The following is a 16,093-nucleotide window of genomic DNA, read 5'->3' as shown; positions in this document are numbered from 1 at the left end:
GGAGCGCTATGTTCTTTGGGGCTGGGACGGAGGGATTCGAACCCCCAACAGCCGGCACCAAAAACCGGAGTTCTACCGTTGAACTACGTCCCAATGTGTGGTGTTGCCCAAAAGCAACTCGTCTAGTTTACCTAATCTGCGAGGGCATCGCAAACGCCGTCGAGTAGGCGTACGGCGAGCGTCTGCGCGTCGCTGGCCGTGAAGGTGCCGTTGTAGCGCGTCATGCCCGTGAGCTCAATGCGAATGCGAGCCGGCTTCTGCTGCGCGGCGACATTGGCGGTGCGGATGCGCTGGGCCAGGTTGTGGCACTCGGCGAGGGCAATCGTGGCGCGTGGCGCAGCGTCGGCGGGCAGCTCGTCGCTTGCGATCTCGAGCACCAGGTCAACGTCGGTTGGGACCTCGGAGTCGCAGAGCATCATGCCGCTGTTGTCGGTCGTTGCCGTGGCGATGTTCCACATGCGCGAAGCAACGCTGCGTGCGATGGGGTCCTCACCGATAACGGCGATCTGGAAGCGCTCGAGCACGTTGGCGGCGCGAGCAAAACCGATGCGGGACTCGGCTTCGGTGACCGAGGGCTTGCCCTCCCACACATGGTGCAGGCGGTTGATGTAGGCGTAGGTGTCCTGGAAGGCCATGCCGTCGGCAAACAGGCCGACATTTTCCTGGAACTGCTGCAGGGCGGCCTCGGTATGCGGACCAAAGTAGCCGTCGTCTTCGCCACAGGCAAAGCCCAAAACGTTGAGAGCGCGCTGCAGGGCCTGCACATCGGCGCCATGGAAATTGGGCATGCGCAGATACAGAGTGCGGTCGCCCAGCTTATACGAGGCGTCGACCAGGGCGCTCCAACAGGGGATATCGACGGCATGACCGGCAGCAAGGCCGCTGTCGAGCCTGAAGGTGCTGACGGCCTGCTCGGTGGTGGTGCCAAAGCGCTTGTCGACAACCTCGGCGTCATCGATTGTATAGCCGAGCTGCAGAAGGCGGGACTGAACATCCTCGACGGCTGCTCCCTGCATGCCCGTGGTAATAGGTTCCATGAACGAACCCCTTTCGGCGTACCATTCGTACTATTTTGAGCGTGTGTCGGATAGACAACGCGAGACAATTTATAAACATGCACTCAATAGTGTAGCAACTTGTACCCAAACTCGCTGCCCACAGGTTTTATGACCCCCGCTAGTTAAGACGCTCCACAAAGAAATCTGCCATTGAGAGGAAGAGCTCGCGCGCATGCGGGTCGAGCTCGACGCCTTCGATAGCGGCCTTGGCCTTAGCGGTCAGGTCGAGCGCATAGGTGTGGGCGTAATCGATGGAGCCGGTCTCCTGGAAGATCTCCACGGCGCGTGCGAGCTGCGCAGGGTCCTCGGTGCCCGAGGAAAGGATTGCCTCGATCTCGTCGTGATAGCGCTCGTCTGACAGGGCATGCACGGCAACGAGGGTGCGCTTGCCCTCGGTGATATCGGTGCGGAAGTCCTTGTTGGCGGCCTCCTTGGTGCCGATCAAGTTGAGCAGGTCGTCTTGAATCTGGAAGGCAAGGCCCGTGTGCAGCCCAAAGGCGCGCAGTGCCTCAATCTGCTCTTCGCTGCCGCCGCCGATAATGGCTCCGGCGGCAAGCGGCGTCGCTCCGCTGTAGTACGCGGTCTTGTGCGTCGCCATGTCCAGATAATCGTCGACCGAAATGTCAAAGCGCCCGTCGCGGACCCAGCCCAGGTCGAGCGCCTGGCCCTCGATGGTACGGACGATCATCTCGGTAAGCTCGTGGAGCACGCGAAGCTTCACGTCTGCGTTGAGTGTGGGGTCGTCGAGAACCGTCTTGGTGACCATGGTGAGCGCCAGGTCACCGCAGTTGATGGCAAGACCGGTGCCCTCGGTAAGGTGCATGCAGGGCTTGCCGCGACGAATCTGCCCGTTGTCGGCGATGTCGTCGTGGATGAGTGCGCCCGACTGAAAGTGCTCGATGGCCGCCGCTGCGCTGCGGGCGCTCTCAAAGCTGCCGCCTACCGCAGTGGCGGCGAGCATGCAGATGAGCGGGCGGTGGCGCTTGCCAGCGTTTGCCGTAAATGCCGAGAGCGGGGTATACAGGTAGCGCTCGATATCGGCGGAAGTCGCCTGTCCGTCAAAGAACGTGGCCAGATAGTCGTTAATCTGGTCAAAGTGCTGGGCTAAAAAGCTGGTAAACGGACTGGACACGGGTTCTCGCATTCTTTGATAGGTTGCATCGTTGCATTATGCAGACAACATATTGCCACATTAGGGCGTCGAGCGCGGCGGTTGAAGACGATTGGTCCATGCGGCCGCAAGTGCGGTAGGGGCTTGGCTAGATAAGCCCAAAGTGTTCGAGCGCGGTGACGACGCCGTCGTGGTCGATGCTGTCGGTGACATAGTCGGCCTTTTCCTTGAGGAAGTCCGGTGCGTTGCCCATGGCGATGCCAACGTCGACGGCGTTCATCAGCGAGACGTCATTGCTGGCGTCGCCGATGCCGTATACGGTTCCGTGGTGGGGATCGAGGGCGTCGAGTACGGACTGGATACCCTCGCGCTTGGTGCATTCGCGAGGCGAAATCTCGGTCACTTCGAGCTCGAGCTCGTTAAAGCAGAGCAGCGGCTCAAACGCTTGATCCTGAGCGATGCGGTTGGCAAGCGACGTGGACATTAAGATCTTGTAGGCGCTGTAATGTTGCAGCTGCGTAATTGCATCGCCCACGGTGCGGGCGTATCCCGGGGCGTCGGGCGCATCGGCACTCATGCGAACGACGCCATTGAGTCCCTCAAAACGAATCACTTCGTCCGATTGCTCAAGAATGGGAGCAAGGCGCTGCAGCATGCCGGGCGTCATCGCCAAATCGCGAATCACGTGTCCCTCAAGTTCGACATAGCCACCCGCGAGGCAGACGATGCCGGTCCAGGGCAGCTCGAGCAGCTTTGGATGGATGCAGCTCAGCGTGCGCCCTGTGCAGATAAACGCCATATTGCCCTTGGCGACAAAATCACGGATGGCTTGCGAGACCGCTTCATTGGGATAGGGGGAGAGGTCTCGCTCGCTCTCGGGAAGCTCTTGTGCCACTCGAGGGTCTTGCCAGGCGAGTGTTCCGTCGATATCGAAGAAGCAGATATCGCCGCGCTTATGGGCTGCGCTGGCGGCAGGGGAGGCCGAGGTGGTGGGCACAAATCCCGGCTCGAGGCCCATGATCTGGTCAAAATGCTCTTTAACGCGGGGAACGGAGATGCCAATAATCACCTGGGCGGTCTTGCCCGTAATGATGAGGCCCTTGGCGCCCACCGCGACAAACGACGCATTATCTGCAACGATGGAAGGGTCTGCGACCTCGACGCGCAGGCGCGTGGCGCAGTTGGTTGCGCCCACGATATTGCCAACGCCACCTAAAAGCTGAATTACCCGCTCAGCGAGGACGTGATCTTGATCGGATTGAATACTGACCTCGCCATTGGGAGTTTGCTCTTTGGCAAAGCCGCTTCCCGTTAAACGATCGATTGCCGCGCGATTGGAGGCATGATCCTCGCGGCCCGGCGTCTTAAGGTCATAGACCAAGATGAGTGCTCGAAAACTAACAAAAAAGATGAGGCTAAAGGCAAGACCGATACCGAGCGCCAAAAGGTAGGAGCCGGCATGCATTCGCATGAGTGGGATGAAGTTGAAGGCCGTCATTTCCATGAGACCGCCCGAGAAGATGCCGACGATGCCAAAGAAGTTCATGGTCATGGCAAGGCAGGAGGACAGGACGGCGTAGAGCAAAAAGAGTCCGGGATAGGTGAACATAAAGAGAAACTCGAGCGGCTCGGTGACGCCGCAGACTACCGAGGCGACGATGGCGGGCAAAAGGATGACTTTAAGGCCGGCGCGGCGTTCGGGTTTGGCGGTGAAATAGAATGCTGCCGCGATGGCGGGAAGGCCAAAGAGCTTGCCCCAGCCGGTGGCGGTAAAACCTGCCCAGGGCGCAAGTTCATTTAAAGGGCGCGTGCTATGGGAGAGAATGGGGAGCAGGTTGGTCCACGTGGCGTAAATACCGTCGTGAATGACCAGATTGTCGTAATAGATGGGCATATAGAGCAGATGGTGCAGCCCCATGGGCTCGAGCGCTCGCTCCAAAAACACAAAGATGCCCACGCCGAAGGGGCCGACGCCCGCAAGTGCGTGGCGCAGCGTTTCGGTCACAGCGTATGCGAAGGGCACGATGGCGGCCGAGATGGCGGCAAGGGCAAACACGGCAAAAAAGCTGATGAGGTAGACGAGCGAGGAACCCGAGAACGTGCCGAGCCAATCGGGAACCTTGGCATCGTAGAAGCGGTCATGGATGGCAACGACGGTTGCCGACACCGCCAGCGGGCCGATAATGCCGGTGTCGAGCGTCTTGATGCCGTCGATGACGGTGATGCCGCTGGCGGGGGTTAAAGACGACGGGTACTTAAGTCCAAGGTTGTCGCCGCTCAGCTTAATGATCTCGCTCAAAAAGAAACAGTAGGCAAAATAGGCTACGAGCGCCTCGAGGCAGCAGCGTGCCGGTTGCTTTTGGGCAAGGCCGATGGGCAGCGCTACGGCAAAAAGGAGTGGAAGGCGCTTAAAGACCGTCCACGAGCCGCGCTGAATGATAGTCCAGAAAACGTACCAGGGGGTTCCGTATACGGCGAGGTCGCCGACGATATCCACGGTCGTTGCGAGGGCGGAGATGCCGACCATGAGGCCTGATATAGAAAACAGCATGGCGGGCGCGAACATGGCTCCGCCAAAACGTTGGATTTTCTGCAGCATAATATGCCTTTCGGATGCAACATGCTGTGCGAGCAAGAACGTTTAAACAATGAACTCATTGTAGAGGACTGGCTGCTTGCCGCATTGACGGTTTTGATTCGGTCCGATTTGGGTTTCGGGGGAACCGTCGACGGTAAATAATCCGTGCTTTACCGATAATCGGTTTAAACAACTTTAAGAAATGCTATCGTGCCTAGCCATACATATTCATTAGAGGTGAAATCATGCCAAAAGCGATTTACGAAGGAATCTACCGCGAGATCCGTTCGCGCATCATCAACGGGACCTATGCGTTTCAGGAGATGCTGCCAACCGAAGCCGAGCTGACCGCGGAGTTTGGCTGCACGCGCAATACCGTTCGACGCGCCTTGAGCATGCTGGCCGACCAGATGTTTGTGCAGCCTATACACGGCAAGGGCGTGCGCGTTATTTGGCTTAAGGGCGAAACCGATATGCTGGGCGCACTCGAAGAGGTTGAGTCGTTTGGCGAGTTCGCAAAACGCAACAATGCCGTCGCATCGACCGAGGTCAAGTCTTTTGAACATTTGATTTGCACTGAGCAACTCTCTCGTCGCCTGGGCTTTAAGGTGGGCGAGGAGCTGATTCGCGTCGTGCGTGTCCGAAGCCTCAACGGCAGCGCGCGCCAAGTGGACCACGGCTACTTTTTGGCGTCGATCGCCAAGGGCCTGACCCCCGAGATCGCGGCGGATTCTATCTACGGCTATCTGGAGCACAAGCGCGGCATCAAAGTGATGGCGAGCCGCCGTACGGTGAGTGTCGAGCTCGCCAACGATGAGGACTGCAGCTATCTGGACCTTGGCAAGTACAACTGCGTCGCCGTTATGGAGAGCCAGTCGTACACCTCGGACGGCATCTTGTTCGAGGTCACGCATGCCCGCACACACCCCGAGATCTTCCATTACCGCGTCAATTCCAAGCGATAGCCGGCTAGCTCGCAGCCTGACGAGACTCATGCCCTCAAAGCGAAAACGCCCGGTCAAACCGACGATGCACCGGCTTGATCGGGCGTTTTCTCTGCATTCGATAACAAATAATTGTTTATACAAAACTTGTCAAGTATCAAGTCGAAATTACCGTTCACCGAAGTTTTTCTACCGCTCTAGTAATACTTGTTCAAACAACTAGCCAAATAGCGTATTGTACAAGTCAGCAAAAGGGGCAAAGTCCCCGAGCCAATCTCCGAAGGCGGCGGCAAAGGGTGCCGCCACGGTGTGAAAGGGTGGATTGTAATGAAGAACGAAATGAGCAGAAGGCAGTTCCTGGGCTTTGCTGGTTCCGCGGCTGCGGTTCTTGGTCTGGGCCTCGTGGGCTGCGGTGGTTCTGCCGGCTCTGGCTCCTCTGCTTCTGGTGACGCTGCCGAGGTCTACTTCCTCCAGTTCAAGCCCGAGGTCGACAAGGAGTGGAAGGAGATCGCCAAGGCGTACAAGAAGGAGAAGGGCGTCGAGGTCAAGATCGTGACCGCCGCCTCCAACACCTACGAGGAGAAGCTCAAGTCCGAGATGTCCAAGAGCTCCGCTCCGACGCTGTTCCAGGTCAACGGCCCCACCGGCCTTAAGAACTGGAAGGACTACTGCGCCGATCTTTCCGACACCAAGCTCCGCGGCGAGCTCATCGACGACTCCCTGGCGCTGCAGTCCGACGGCAAGGATCTGGGTATCGACTGGGTTCAGGAGAGCTACGGCATCATCTACAACAAGGAGCTCCTCGAGAAGGCCGGCTACAAGGCCGAGGACATCAACTCCTTCGACAAGCTGAAGGCTTGCGCCGATGACATCCAGGCCCGCAAGGACGAGCTCGGCGTTGACGGTGCCTTCACTTCCGCCGGCATGGATGACTCCTCCAGCTGGCGCTACACCACCCACCTCGCCAACCTCCCGCTCTACTACGAGTTCGAGAAGGAGCACAACCAGGAGGACGACGAGATCAAGGGCGAGTATCTCGACAACTTTAAGCAGATCTTCGACCTGTATATCACCGACTCCACCTGCGATCCTTCGCAGCTTGCCTCCAAGACCGGTGACGACGCCACCAACGAGTTCGCAACCGGTAAGGCCGTTTTCTACCAGAACGGCTCTTGGGCCTACGCCGACCTCACCAAGGCCGGTATGACCGACGACCAGCTCGGCATGCTGCCGATCTACATCGGCGTCGACGGCGAGGAGAACCAGGGCCTGTGCTCCGGCGGCGAGAACTACTGGTGCGTCAGCTCCCAGGCTTCCGAGGATGCCCAGAAGGCCACCGAGGACTTCATGTATTGGTGCGTCACTTCTGACACCGCCACCAGCATCATCGCTGACAAGATGGGTCTGACCGCCCCGTTCAAGAGCGCTAAGGAGACCACCAACGTCTTCTCGCAGCAGGCCGTTGCTATGGCCAAGGACGGCAAGAAGACCGTTGCTTGGGACTTCGTTTACATCCCCTCTGAGGAGTGGAAGAAGAACCTCAAGCAGGCTCTCATCGCTTATGCTGCCGACAACACCAAGTGGGACGGCGTCAAGAACGCCTTCGTCGATGGCTGGAAGACCGAGAAGGCTGCTTCCGAGTAAGCAGTTGCTGCCCAAGCTATCTGATTAGCGACAGGGGGCGGGCAGACGTAGGTTTGCCCGCCCCCTGCATATTGAAAGGACCCTTCTATGGGCAAAGCACTCAAACGCTGGTGGCCGCTCTTTATGCTGCCCACGTGCCTGGCGTTTATGATCGGGTTCGTGATTCCCTTTATCCAGGGTTTCTATCTCTCGTTCTGCCAGTTTATTACCATCAATAACGCGCACTTTGTCGGTATCGAGAACTACGTGCGCGCACTGACCGACCCGCAGTTCTCCACGTCGTTCTTCTTTACCGTGGCGTTTGCCTTCCTGTCGACGGTGCTCATCAACGTGATCGCGCTGGCCATTGCGCAGGCGCTCACTCGCAAGGCGCTCAAGGGCACCAACATCTTCCGTACGATTTTCTTTATGCCTAACCTGATTGGCGGCATTGTACTGGGTTACATTTGGCAGATTCTGATCAACTGCCTGCTCTCCAACGTGGGTGCCCAGCTTATCGCCCTCAACTCCGCCGCTGGCTTCTGGGGCCTTATCATCCTGACCCTGTGGCAACAGGTCGGCTACATGATGATCATCTACATCGCCGGTCTGCAGTCCATTCCGTCTGATTACATCGAGGCCGCCAAGGTCGACGGCGCTACGGCATGGCAGACGTTTTGGAAGGTTAAGATCCCCAACCTGATGCCGACCATCACCATCTGCCTGTTCCTGTCCATCACCAACGGCTTTAAGCTGTTCGACCAGAACCTCGCCCTTACCGGTGGTGCCCCGGCGCACTCTACCGAGATGCTCGCCCTGAACATCTACAACACGTTCTATTCGCGTGCTGGCATCGCATGGCAGGGCATCGGTCAGGCCAAGGCAGTTATCTTCTGCATCCTGGTTGTCGCTATTTCTATGATCCAGCTTAAGGCCACGAGGTCCAAGGAGGTGCAGCAGTAATGAAACGCGATAAGGCTATTAACCGCGCGCTCTCGATCTTCTTTACGATCCTGTCGCTCGCATGGATCTACCCCGTGTTCATGATTGCGCTCAATTCCTTTAAGAAAGCGACCGCAATCAGCACCACCACGGCGTTCGATCTGCTCACGCCCGAGACGTTCAACGGCCTCGCAAACTACGTGCACGCTCTGAACGAGCAGGGCTTTGCCTCGGCGTTTATGTGCTCTCTTATCATCACGGTCACGTCGGTCGTGCTGATTCTGGTGTGCTGCTCCATGTGCGCTTGGTACGTGGTGCGCGTCAACAGCAAGATCTCGAACTTCTTCTATTACCTGTTCGTCTTCTCGATGGTCGTACCGTTCCAGATGCTCATGTTCACGCTGTCCAACCTCGCGGACCGCATCGGCTTTAACACGCCGTTTAACATCTGCTTCATCTACCTTGGTTTTGGCGCGGGCCTCGCGGTCTTTATGTTCGCCGGCTTCGTCAAGAACATCCCGCTCGAGATTGAGGAAGCGGCCATGATCGACGGCTGCAACCCGGTTCAGGTGTTCTTTAAGATCGTCCTTCCCATCATGAAGCCCACCTATCTTTCGGTCGGCATCCTCGAGACCATGTGGGTCTGGAACGACTACCTGCTGCCCTACCTTACGCTCGACTCCACCAAGTACAAGACCATTCCTATCTTGATCCAGTACTTCCGTGGCGGCTATGGCCACGTCGAGCTCGGCCCCATGATGGCCTGCATCATGATGGTCGTTGTCCCCATCGTCATCATGTACATCTTCTGCCAGAAGTACATCATCGACGGTGTGGTGGCAGGTGCCGTCAAGGGCTGATGCCGTAACTGTTTTGCAAGTTTCTGCGGCGCCCCACAGCGTGGCGCCGCGTATCGAAAGGTAGAGACATGGCCGAGATCGTTCTCAAACATGTTCAGAAGGTGTATCCCAACAACGAGTCCAAAAAGAAGGGCTTCTTTGGCAAAAAGAAGAAGACCGAGGAGAAGAAGCACAACCTCAAGGTTACCGAGGACGGTGTGCTCGCTGTAGAGGACTTCAACCTCACCGTTCACGACCAGGAGTTCATCGTCCTCGTTGGCCCCTCTGGCTGCGGTAAGTCCACGACGATGCGCATGGTCGCTGGCCTGGAGGACATCACTTCGGGCGACGTGCTCATCGACGGCAAGCGCGTCAACGACGTGGCGCCCAAGGACCGCGATATCGCCATGGTGTTCCAGAGCTATGCTCTGTACCCCAATATGACGGTGTACGAGAACATGGCGTTTACGCTTGAGCTCAAGAAGGTCCCCAAGGACGAGATCGACCGCAAGGTTCGCTCCGCTGCCGAGATCCTGGGTATTACCGAGTACCTTGACCGTAAGCCCAAGGCACTCTCCGGCGGCCAGCGTCAGCGTGTCGCCATCGGCCGCGCCATCGTGCGTGACCCCAAGGTCTTCCTGATGGACGAGCCCCTGTCCAACCTGGATGCCAAGCTGCGTAACCAGATGCGCGCCGAGCTCATTAAGCTGCGTCACGAGATCAAGGGCACCTTCATCTACGTTACCCACGACCAGACCGAGGCTATGACCCTCGGCGATCGCATCGTGGTCATGAAGGACGGCGTCGTCCAGCAGATCGCCACCCCGCAGGAGGTCTTCAACCATCCCGCGAACATCTTCGTCGCCGGCTTTATCGGCGTGCCGCAGATGAACTTCTTCGATGCCCAGCTGGTGCGCTCGGGCAACGGCTTTACGGTCAAGACCGAGGATATGAACGTGGCGCTCGCCCCCGAGACCTGCGCTCAGCTTGCTCTCAACTGGGACGGCGGCGACGTGAAGGAGATCACGGCCGGCGTGCGTCCCGAGCAGATCCTGCTTGCCGACAAGGACGAGGAGGGTGCGCTCCAGGGCACCGTCGAGGTGACCGAGCTCATGGGCTCGACCGAGCATGTCCACGTGACTGCTCCCGACGGCCAGTTTGTCCTGATCATTCCCGTCGTCGACCTCGAGGCCAAGGGCGCGCTCAAGGCGGGCGACCCCATCTGGTTCAAGTTTGAGAAGAACGCGACCCACCTCTTCGATAAGGTCTCTGGCAAGAACCTTATCTAGGCCCGGTGCAACCAGGCCCTTCCTTTGGGCGACTGCGGCTTTGCCATCCTTTTGCCGCGGTCACATATAAGGCTCCCCTCCCGTCCACTGGGCGAGAGGGGAGCCTTTCTTTGTGTTGGGACTGTCTGACCGGTCGTTTGTCTCGATCTGTAACGGATAGGGCCGATTTCGGACGTTAGATGTTACAGATCGAGACGGTTCCGCTGAGCTAACCATTTCATCTAAATCTGTAACACCAAAGGTGAATTTCAGCTGCTAGATGTTACAGATTGAGATAAACCCAAGGGGAGGGGCCGGTATGTCTCAATCTGTAACAGCTGGGACCGTTTTGGTTGAGTAGTTGTTATGGATCGAGATTGTTTGGCCGAGTCGGGTCACAGGGTAACGTGTGGGCACAAAAAACGGAGCCGTGTTGCCACGACTCCGTTTCTCAAGAGGATGGGTAAGGGAAGCGAAATTAGTTCAGGTGCCAGATCTCGTCGTTGTACTGGGAGATGGTGCGGTCGGACGAGAAGGTGCCAGCGTTGGCGATATTGATGAGCGCCTTGCGCATCCAGGCGTCCTGGTCCTCGTAGTCGGCCAGTACGCGCTCCTTGGTCTGGATGTACTCCTCAATGTCGAGCAGGGCCATAAACCAGTCCTTGCCCTTAATGTCGTCGTGCAGGCGCTGCAGGCGCTCGGCGTTGCCGGTCGCCATAAAGGCGGGGTTGGTGATAAAGTCCACCAGCAGCTTGATACCGGGCTTGCGGTAGAGTGCGCTGGCGTTATAGCTGCCGTCGGCGTAGAGCTGCTCGACCTGTTTGGACGAGGCACCAAAGGTATAGATGTTCTCGTCGCCCACGAGCTCGGCAATCTCCACGTTGGCGCCGTCGAGCGTGCACAGGGTTAGGGCGCCGTTGAGCATGAACTTCATGTTGGAGGTGCCGCTCGCCTCCTTGGAGGCCAGGCTGATCTGCTCGGAGATGTCGGCGGCGGGGATCACGCGCTCGGCGGCGGTGACGTTGTAGTTCTCGATCATGACAACCTGCAGGTAGGGAGCCACGTCGGGGTCGTTTGCAATCCACTGCGACAGCGTCAAGATCAGATGGATGATGTCCTGCGCGATAGTGTAGGCAGGGGCCGCCTTGCCGCCAAAGATGATGGTGACGGGGTGCTTAGGCTTATTGCCGTTCTTGATGTCGAGATACTTCCAGATTATGTAGAGCGCGAGCATCTGCTGGCGCTTGTACTCGTGGATACGCTTGACCTGAACATCGATGATGGCGTTGGATGGGATCGTCACGCCCTGTTCGAGCGCCATGAACTGGCGCATGATGGCCTTGGCCTCGGTCTTGGTGGCGGCCAGGCGCTCAAGAACATTCTTGTCGTCGGCGAACTTGGCGAGTTTGCTCAGATCGCCGGTGCTGCGCCAGTCGGTGCCGATCACATCGTCGAGCAGGCTGGCGAGCGCGGGGTTGGCCCCATGGATCCAGCGGCGGAAGGTGATGCCGTTGGTCTTGTTGGAGAACTTCTCGGGATAGATCTCGTAGAACGGATGAAGCTCGGTGTCCTCCAGAATCTTGGTGTGGAGGGCGGCTACACCGTTGATGGAGAAGCCAAAGTGGATGTCCATGTGGGCCATGTGGACGGTGTCGTGCTCGTCAATGATGGCGACGCGCGGGTCATCGTGCTCGGCTTTCGCGATCTCATCGAGCTTGACGATAATGTCGGCGATGGCAGGGGAGACCTTCTGCAGGCTGACGAGCGGCCACTTCTCGAGCGCCTCGGCAAGAATCGTGTGGTTAGTGTAGGCGACCATGGAGCGTACGATGGTCACGGCCTCGTCAAACTCGATGCCATGCTCGGTGGTGAGCAAGCGAATGAGCTCGGGGATGACCATGGTGGGGTGCGTGTCGTTAATTTGGACCACGGCGTAGTCGGCCAGATCGTGCAGGTTGCTGCCGCGCTCGATGGCCTCGTCGATCAGGAGCTGGGCGGCGTTGCTCACCATGAAGTATTCCTGGTAGATGCGAAGCAGGCGGCCCTGCTCGTCGGAATCGTCGGGGTAGAGGAACAAGGTGAGGTTCTTGGCGATCTCTGTCTTGTCGAAGTCGATGGAGCTGCCGGGGACCAGGCCGTCGTCGACGCTCGCCAGGTCGAACAGGCGCAGACGGTTCTTGGTGGGCTGGCCGTAACCGGGCACGTCGATGTTGACGAGCTTGGAGGTAACGGCAAAATCGCCGAACTCGACGGTGTAGGAGCGGTCGTCGTCGACTAGGATGTCCTGCTCACCGAGCCACTCGTCGGGGACGGCCTTCTGCTGGTTGTCGACAAAGCGCTGACGGAACAGGCCGTAGTGATAGTTGAGGCCCACGCCATCGCCGGTCAAGCCCAGCGTGGCGATGGAATCCAGGAAGCATGCGGCCAGGCGGCCCAGGCCGCCGTTGCCGAGCGACGGCTCGACCTCGAACTCCTCGATCTTGTTGAGGTCGTGGCCTGCGGCGGTGAGCTGGTCCTTAACCTCGTCGTAGATGCCGAGGTCGATCATGTTGTTGATGAGCAGCTTGCCGATCAAAAATTCGGCGGAAATGTAATAGAGCTTTTTCTTGCCGTTGTTGAGCGGGCAGGCGGCGGAGCGCTCCTGCACGAGTTTGACCAGCAGCTTGTAAATGCGACGGTCGTCGAGCTGCTCGAGCGAGGTGCCAAAAGACTGCTCGGCGAGTTCCATGAGGTTAATTTGGGGCATGTTTCCTCCTGTAATGGGTTGATTACATGTCTGCAATTCATAAGAATCCCGCGCGAGGGGATTGGGGTGGCCTCGCGCGGGTAAGCAAGCGCGTCCGCACGGTGGGGAGGGGTCGGGCGCGGTAGCTCCTATTGAGGAAGCTCGATTTCGGCTTCCGACGGGATGCGGAAGTAGGTCTCGGTCCAGTCGGTGAGTTTGTGCTCGAGCTCGCGGGTGATGGCGCCGTCGAGCATGCGCCAGGTCCAGTTGCCGCCCAGCGTGGCAGGGGTGTTGATGCGCGCCTCGTTGCCCAAGTTGAGCAGGTCCTGCATGGTGTAGATGCACGTGTCGCTCACGCTGGCTGCGATGGTTCGGTTGAGCGCGTCGGCGATGGGTTCGCCGGCCTGCTGATGGGTGTACAGGGCTGTCTGCTCGCGCTGACGCGGGGTAGCCGTTCCTTCAAACCAGCCGCGTGCCGTCTCGTTGTCGTGAGTGCCCACGTAGGCGACGGTGTTGGCAATGTAGTTGTGCGGCAGGTAGTACGAGTTGGTGCCCTCAAAGGCAAACTGCAGGATCTTCATGCCGGGGAAGCCCGAGTTGTCGCGCATATCGATGACGCCGGGGGTGAGGAAGCCCAGGTCCTCGGCGATGATGGGCAGCGTGCCGAGCTTTTCCTCGAGCGTCTTGAAGAGCTTGAGGCCGGGACCCTGCGTCCACGAACCGTAGGACGAATCAGGCGAGGAGAACGGCACCTCCCAATAGGCCTCGAAGCCGCGGAAGTGATCCAGGCGGATGACGTCGTACATGTCGAGGGCGGCGCGAATGCGGCCCTCCCACCAGGAGAAGCCGTCGGCCTCCATGGCGTCCCAGTCGTAGATGGGGTTGCCCCAGTACTGGCCGGTGGCCGAGAACTGGTCGGGCGGCGTGCCGGCGACGCTCACGGGATTGCCGGCGGCGTCGATCTTAAAGAGCTCAGGTGTCGCCCACATCTCGACGGAGTCACGCGAGACATAGATGGGCAGGTCGCCGATGATGAGAATGTCGCGCTCGTTGGCATAGGCCTTGAGGCGGCTCCACTGGCGATCGAAGAAGTACTGCGTCATCTGGTGGTAGAGCATACGCGCCGGATGGTCGGTGCAGACCTTGGCGGAAGCCTCGCCGCGGGTGCGGAGCTCCGCGGGCCACTCCCAAAACGCCTTGAGACCGCACTCCTCTTTGACGGTCATGAACTCACAGTAGGGGATGAGCCAGTCCTCGTTGGCCTGGATAAAGTCATCGAAATCGGCCGGCTTGTCGGCAGCAAAGCGCTCGGCGGCGCGGTCGAGAATCTGACGGCGGCCGCCAAAGATGGCACCGTAGTCGACATTGCTGGGGTCGGATCCCAGATACACGCCATCGATATCGCGCTGCTCCAGATACCCTGCCTCGATAAGCTCGGCAAAGTCGATAAAGTTGGGGTTGCCTGCGCGGGCCGAGAACGACTGATAAGGCGAATCGCCATAGCTGGTCGTCGTAAGGGGCAGAATCTGCCAGTAATGTTGTTTGCACGAGGCGAGAAAATCGACGAAGTCGTAGGCATTCCAGCCAAAGCCGCCGATTCCGTATGGTCCGGGCAGAGATGAGACGGGCATGAGGACGCCGCTTGCACGCTCCATGAATGCGCTCACCAACCTTCTTGTTGTGGGGTCGGCCTGCCGATGGGTGTGCAGTCCGCCTCCGATGTTCTGATTCGATACGCCTATTGTAAAACATGTTGTTTAAACATGTACAGGCAAGATAAAAAAGTTGGTCGATTTTCGGCGAATGGCTACATGCCATGAAAAAAAGCCCCGACCTCACAACGTGAGATCGGGGCAAGAACGGTATGTAGGTTTTTGCTACTCGGCGTCGGCGAAGCCGTTGGGGTTGTGGCTCTGCCAGTTCCAGCTATCGCGGCACATGTCCGCGATGTCGTACTGGGCCTTCCAGCCCATCATGCGCTCGGCCTTTGAGGCATCGCACCAGTTGGCAGCGATGTCGCCGGCGCGGCGCTCGCGGATCACGTAGGGCAGCTCCTTGCCACAAGCCTTGGAGAAGGCGGCGACGACCTCGAGTACCGAGGTGCCGGTGCCGGTGCCCAGGTTAAAGATCTCGACGCCGGTTTTGCCGTTCATCCAGTTAAGGGCGGCAACGTGACCAGAGGCCAGATCGCACACGTGGATGTAGTCGCGCACGCCGGTGCCGTCGGGGGTGGGGTAGTCGTTGCCAAAGACCTGAACGGCCTCGAGCTTGCCCACGGCGACCTGGGCGACATAGGGCACCAGGTTGTTGGGGATGCCCTTGGGGTCCTCGCCGATCAGGCCCGACGGATGAGCACCGATGGGGTTGAAGTAACGGAGCAGCACGACGTCCCACTCGGGGTCGGCGGTGTGGACGTCCATAAGGATCTGCTCGATCATCCACTTGGTCCAGCCATAGGGGTTGGTTGCGGGCTTCTTGGGGTCTTCCTCGGTGACGGGCGGGTTGTCCGGGTCGCCGTAGACGGTCGAGGAGCTCGAGAAGATGATGGACTTGCAGCCATGGTTGCGCATGACGTCGATGAGCACCAGGGTGTTCTCGATGTTGTTGTGGTAGTACTCGACGGGCTTGCTCACCGACTCGCCGACGGCCTTAAAGCCGGCAAAGTGGATGACACGGTCGATCTGATGGGTATCGAAGATCTTGTTCATCGCATCGCGGTCGAGCACGTTGGCCTTGTAGAAGGTGAGGTTCTTGGCGGCTTCGTCGCCCACGATGGTCTTGACGCGGTCGACGGCGACGGCGCTGGAGTTGGAGAGATCATCGACGATGACGACCTGGTAGCCACCCTCGAGCAGCTGAACGACGGTGTGCGAGCCGATAAAACCGGCGCCACCGGTAACGAGGACGCAGGTGTCTTTGGGGTCGAGTGCTTTGGACATGTAGTCTCCTATCGAATCAGGAACACTTCTAGAGGGGAGTATAGCGCAGGCGGGGACGCCCAAATG

11 protein-coding genes and 1 tRNA gene are annotated in these 16,093 nt (G+C 58.7%); 5 read left to right on the top strand and 7 right to left on the bottom strand.

Translation table 11 applies throughout. The features are described 5' to 3' along the window. Nucleotides 1–21: 21 nt before the first annotated feature. The 4 genes from ACESSC_RS04625 to ACESSC_RS04610 all read right to left on the bottom strand — a co-directional run bounded on the left by ACESSC_RS04625 (nucleotide 22) and on the right by ACESSC_RS04610 (nucleotide 4,768). Nucleotides 22–93: transfer RNA gene (locus ACESSC_RS04625), tRNA-Gln, on the bottom strand. A gap of 38 nt (nucleotides 94–131) precedes the next feature. After that, nucleotides 132–1,037: a peptidoglycan-binding domain-containing protein gene (locus tag ACESSC_RS04620; protein ID WP_187361857.1), complete on the bottom strand. Its 906-nt coding sequence runs from the start codon at nucleotides 1,035–1,037 to the stop codon at nucleotides 132–134. Between the two features lie 139 nt (nucleotides 1,038–1,176). Next, on the bottom strand, nucleotides 1,177–2,190 hold the full coding sequence (locus ACESSC_RS04615; protein WP_089573618.1) for a polyprenyl synthetase family protein: 1,014 nt from the start codon (nucleotides 2,188–2,190) through the stop codon (nucleotides 1,177–1,179). Nucleotides 2,191–2,317: 127 nt separating this feature from the next. After that, nucleotides 2,318–4,768, bottom strand: a complete 2,451-nt coding sequence (locus tag ACESSC_RS04610; protein ID WP_349107271.1) for a PTS transporter subunit EIIC — start codon at nucleotides 4,766–4,768, stop codon at nucleotides 2,318–2,320. Nucleotides 4,769–4,992: 224 nt separating this feature from the next. On the opposite strand from ACESSC_RS04610, the gene ACESSC_RS04605 reads away from it, so the two are divergent. From ACESSC_RS04605 to ACESSC_RS04585, 5 genes are all read left to right on the top strand, one after another. Beyond that, on the top strand, nucleotides 4,993–5,712 hold the full coding sequence (locus ACESSC_RS04605; RefSeq protein ID WP_117638177.1) for a GntR family transcriptional regulator: 720 nt from the start codon (nucleotides 4,993–4,995) through the stop codon (nucleotides 5,710–5,712). Nucleotides 5,713–6,018: 306 nt separating this feature from the next. Continuing rightward, the gene (locus ACESSC_RS04600) at nucleotides 6,019–7,335 is read left to right on the top strand and encodes an ABC transporter substrate-binding protein (protein WP_055252173.1); all 1,317 of its coding nucleotides are present in this window, start codon (nucleotides 6,019–6,021) and stop codon (nucleotides 7,333–7,335) included. A gap of 87 nt (nucleotides 7,336–7,422) precedes the next feature. Continuing rightward, the gene (locus ACESSC_RS04595) at nucleotides 7,423–8,277 is read left to right on the top strand and encodes a carbohydrate ABC transporter permease (RefSeq protein WP_099432301.1); all 855 of its coding nucleotides are present in this window, start codon (nucleotides 7,423–7,425) and stop codon (nucleotides 8,275–8,277) included. Beyond that, entirely contained in the window at nucleotides 8,277–9,116 is an 840-nt protein-coding gene (locus tag ACESSC_RS04590) for a carbohydrate ABC transporter permease (protein ID WP_373161478.1), read from the top strand. The genes ACESSC_RS04595 and ACESSC_RS04590 overlap by 1 nt, the downstream gene beginning before the upstream one ends. A gap of 68 nt (nucleotides 9,117–9,184) precedes the next feature. Continuing rightward, nucleotides 9,185–10,384, top strand: coding sequence for an ABC transporter ATP-binding protein (locus ACESSC_RS04585; RefSeq protein WP_055252176.1), 1,200 nt, complete (start codon nucleotides 9,185–9,187; stop codon nucleotides 10,382–10,384). Between the two features lie 457 nt (nucleotides 10,385–10,841). Here the strand turns inward: ACESSC_RS04585 and glgP are convergent, their stop codons facing one another. From glgP to galE, 3 genes are all read right to left on the bottom strand, one after another. Beyond that, entirely contained in the window at nucleotides 10,842–13,109 is a 2,268-nt protein-coding gene (gene glgP, locus ACESSC_RS04580; protein ID WP_118289414.1) for a glycogen/starch/alpha-glucan family phosphorylase, read from the bottom strand. A gap of 128 nt (nucleotides 13,110–13,237) precedes the next feature. Beyond that, nucleotides 13,238–14,743: a 4-alpha-glucanotransferase gene (malQ, locus tag ACESSC_RS04575; RefSeq protein WP_271728951.1), complete on the bottom strand. Its 1,506-nt coding sequence runs from the start codon at nucleotides 14,741–14,743 to the stop codon at nucleotides 13,238–13,240. Nucleotides 14,744–14,965: 222 nt separating this feature from the next. Then, entirely contained in the window at nucleotides 14,966–16,027 is a 1,062-nt protein-coding gene (gene galE / locus ACESSC_RS04570) for a UDP-glucose 4-epimerase GalE (protein WP_117736891.1), read from the bottom strand. Between the last annotated feature and the right edge of the window lie 66 nt (nucleotides 16,028–16,093).

The sequence above is a fragment of the Collinsella aerofaciens genome (assembly GCF_964243765.1).
Taxonomy (GTDB): Bacteria; Actinomycetota; Coriobacteriia; order Coriobacteriales; family Coriobacteriaceae; genus Collinsella; species Collinsella aerofaciens_BU.
This window is presented reverse-complemented; position numbering and strand designations above follow the sequence as displayed.

What these genes read in the sequence shown, in the direction of transcription:
- ACESSC_RS04620 (WP_187361857.1), bottom strand. Translation starts at nt 1,037, where the DNA reads ATGGAACCTATTACCACGGGCATGCAGGGAGCAGCCGTCGAGGATGTT.
- ACESSC_RS04610 (WP_349107271.1), bottom strand. Translation starts at nt 4,768, where the DNA reads ATGCTGCAGAAAATCCAACGTTTTGGCGGAGCCATGTTCGCGCCCGCC.
- ACESSC_RS04605 (WP_117638177.1), top strand. Translation starts at nt 4,993, where the DNA reads ATGCCAAAAGCGATTTACGAAGGAATCTACCGCGAGATCCGTTCGCGC.
- ACESSC_RS04600 (WP_055252173.1), top strand. Translation starts at nt 6,019, where the DNA reads ATGAAGAACGAAATGAGCAGAAGGCAGTTCCTGGGCTTTGCTGGTTCC.
- ACESSC_RS04595 (WP_099432301.1), top strand. Translation starts at nt 7,423, where the DNA reads ATGGGCAAAGCACTCAAACGCTGGTGGCCGCTCTTTATGCTGCCCACG.
- ACESSC_RS04590 (WP_373161478.1), top strand. Translation starts at nt 8,277, where the DNA reads ATGAAACGCGATAAGGCTATTAACCGCGCGCTCTCGATCTTCTTTACG.
- ACESSC_RS04585 (WP_055252176.1), top strand. Translation starts at nt 9,185, where the DNA reads ATGGCCGAGATCGTTCTCAAACATGTTCAGAAGGTGTATCCCAACAAC.
- glgP (WP_118289414.1), bottom strand. Translation starts at nt 13,109, where the DNA reads ATGCCCCAAATTAACCTCATGGAACTCGCCGAGCAGTCTTTTGGCACC.
- malQ (WP_271728951.1), bottom strand. Translation starts at nt 14,743, where the DNA reads ATGGAGCGTGCAAGCGGCGTCCTCATGCCCGTCTCATCTCTGCCCGGA.
- galE (WP_117736891.1), bottom strand. Translation starts at nt 16,027, where the DNA reads ATGTCCAAAGCACTCGACCCCAAAGACACCTGCGTCCTCGTTACCGGT.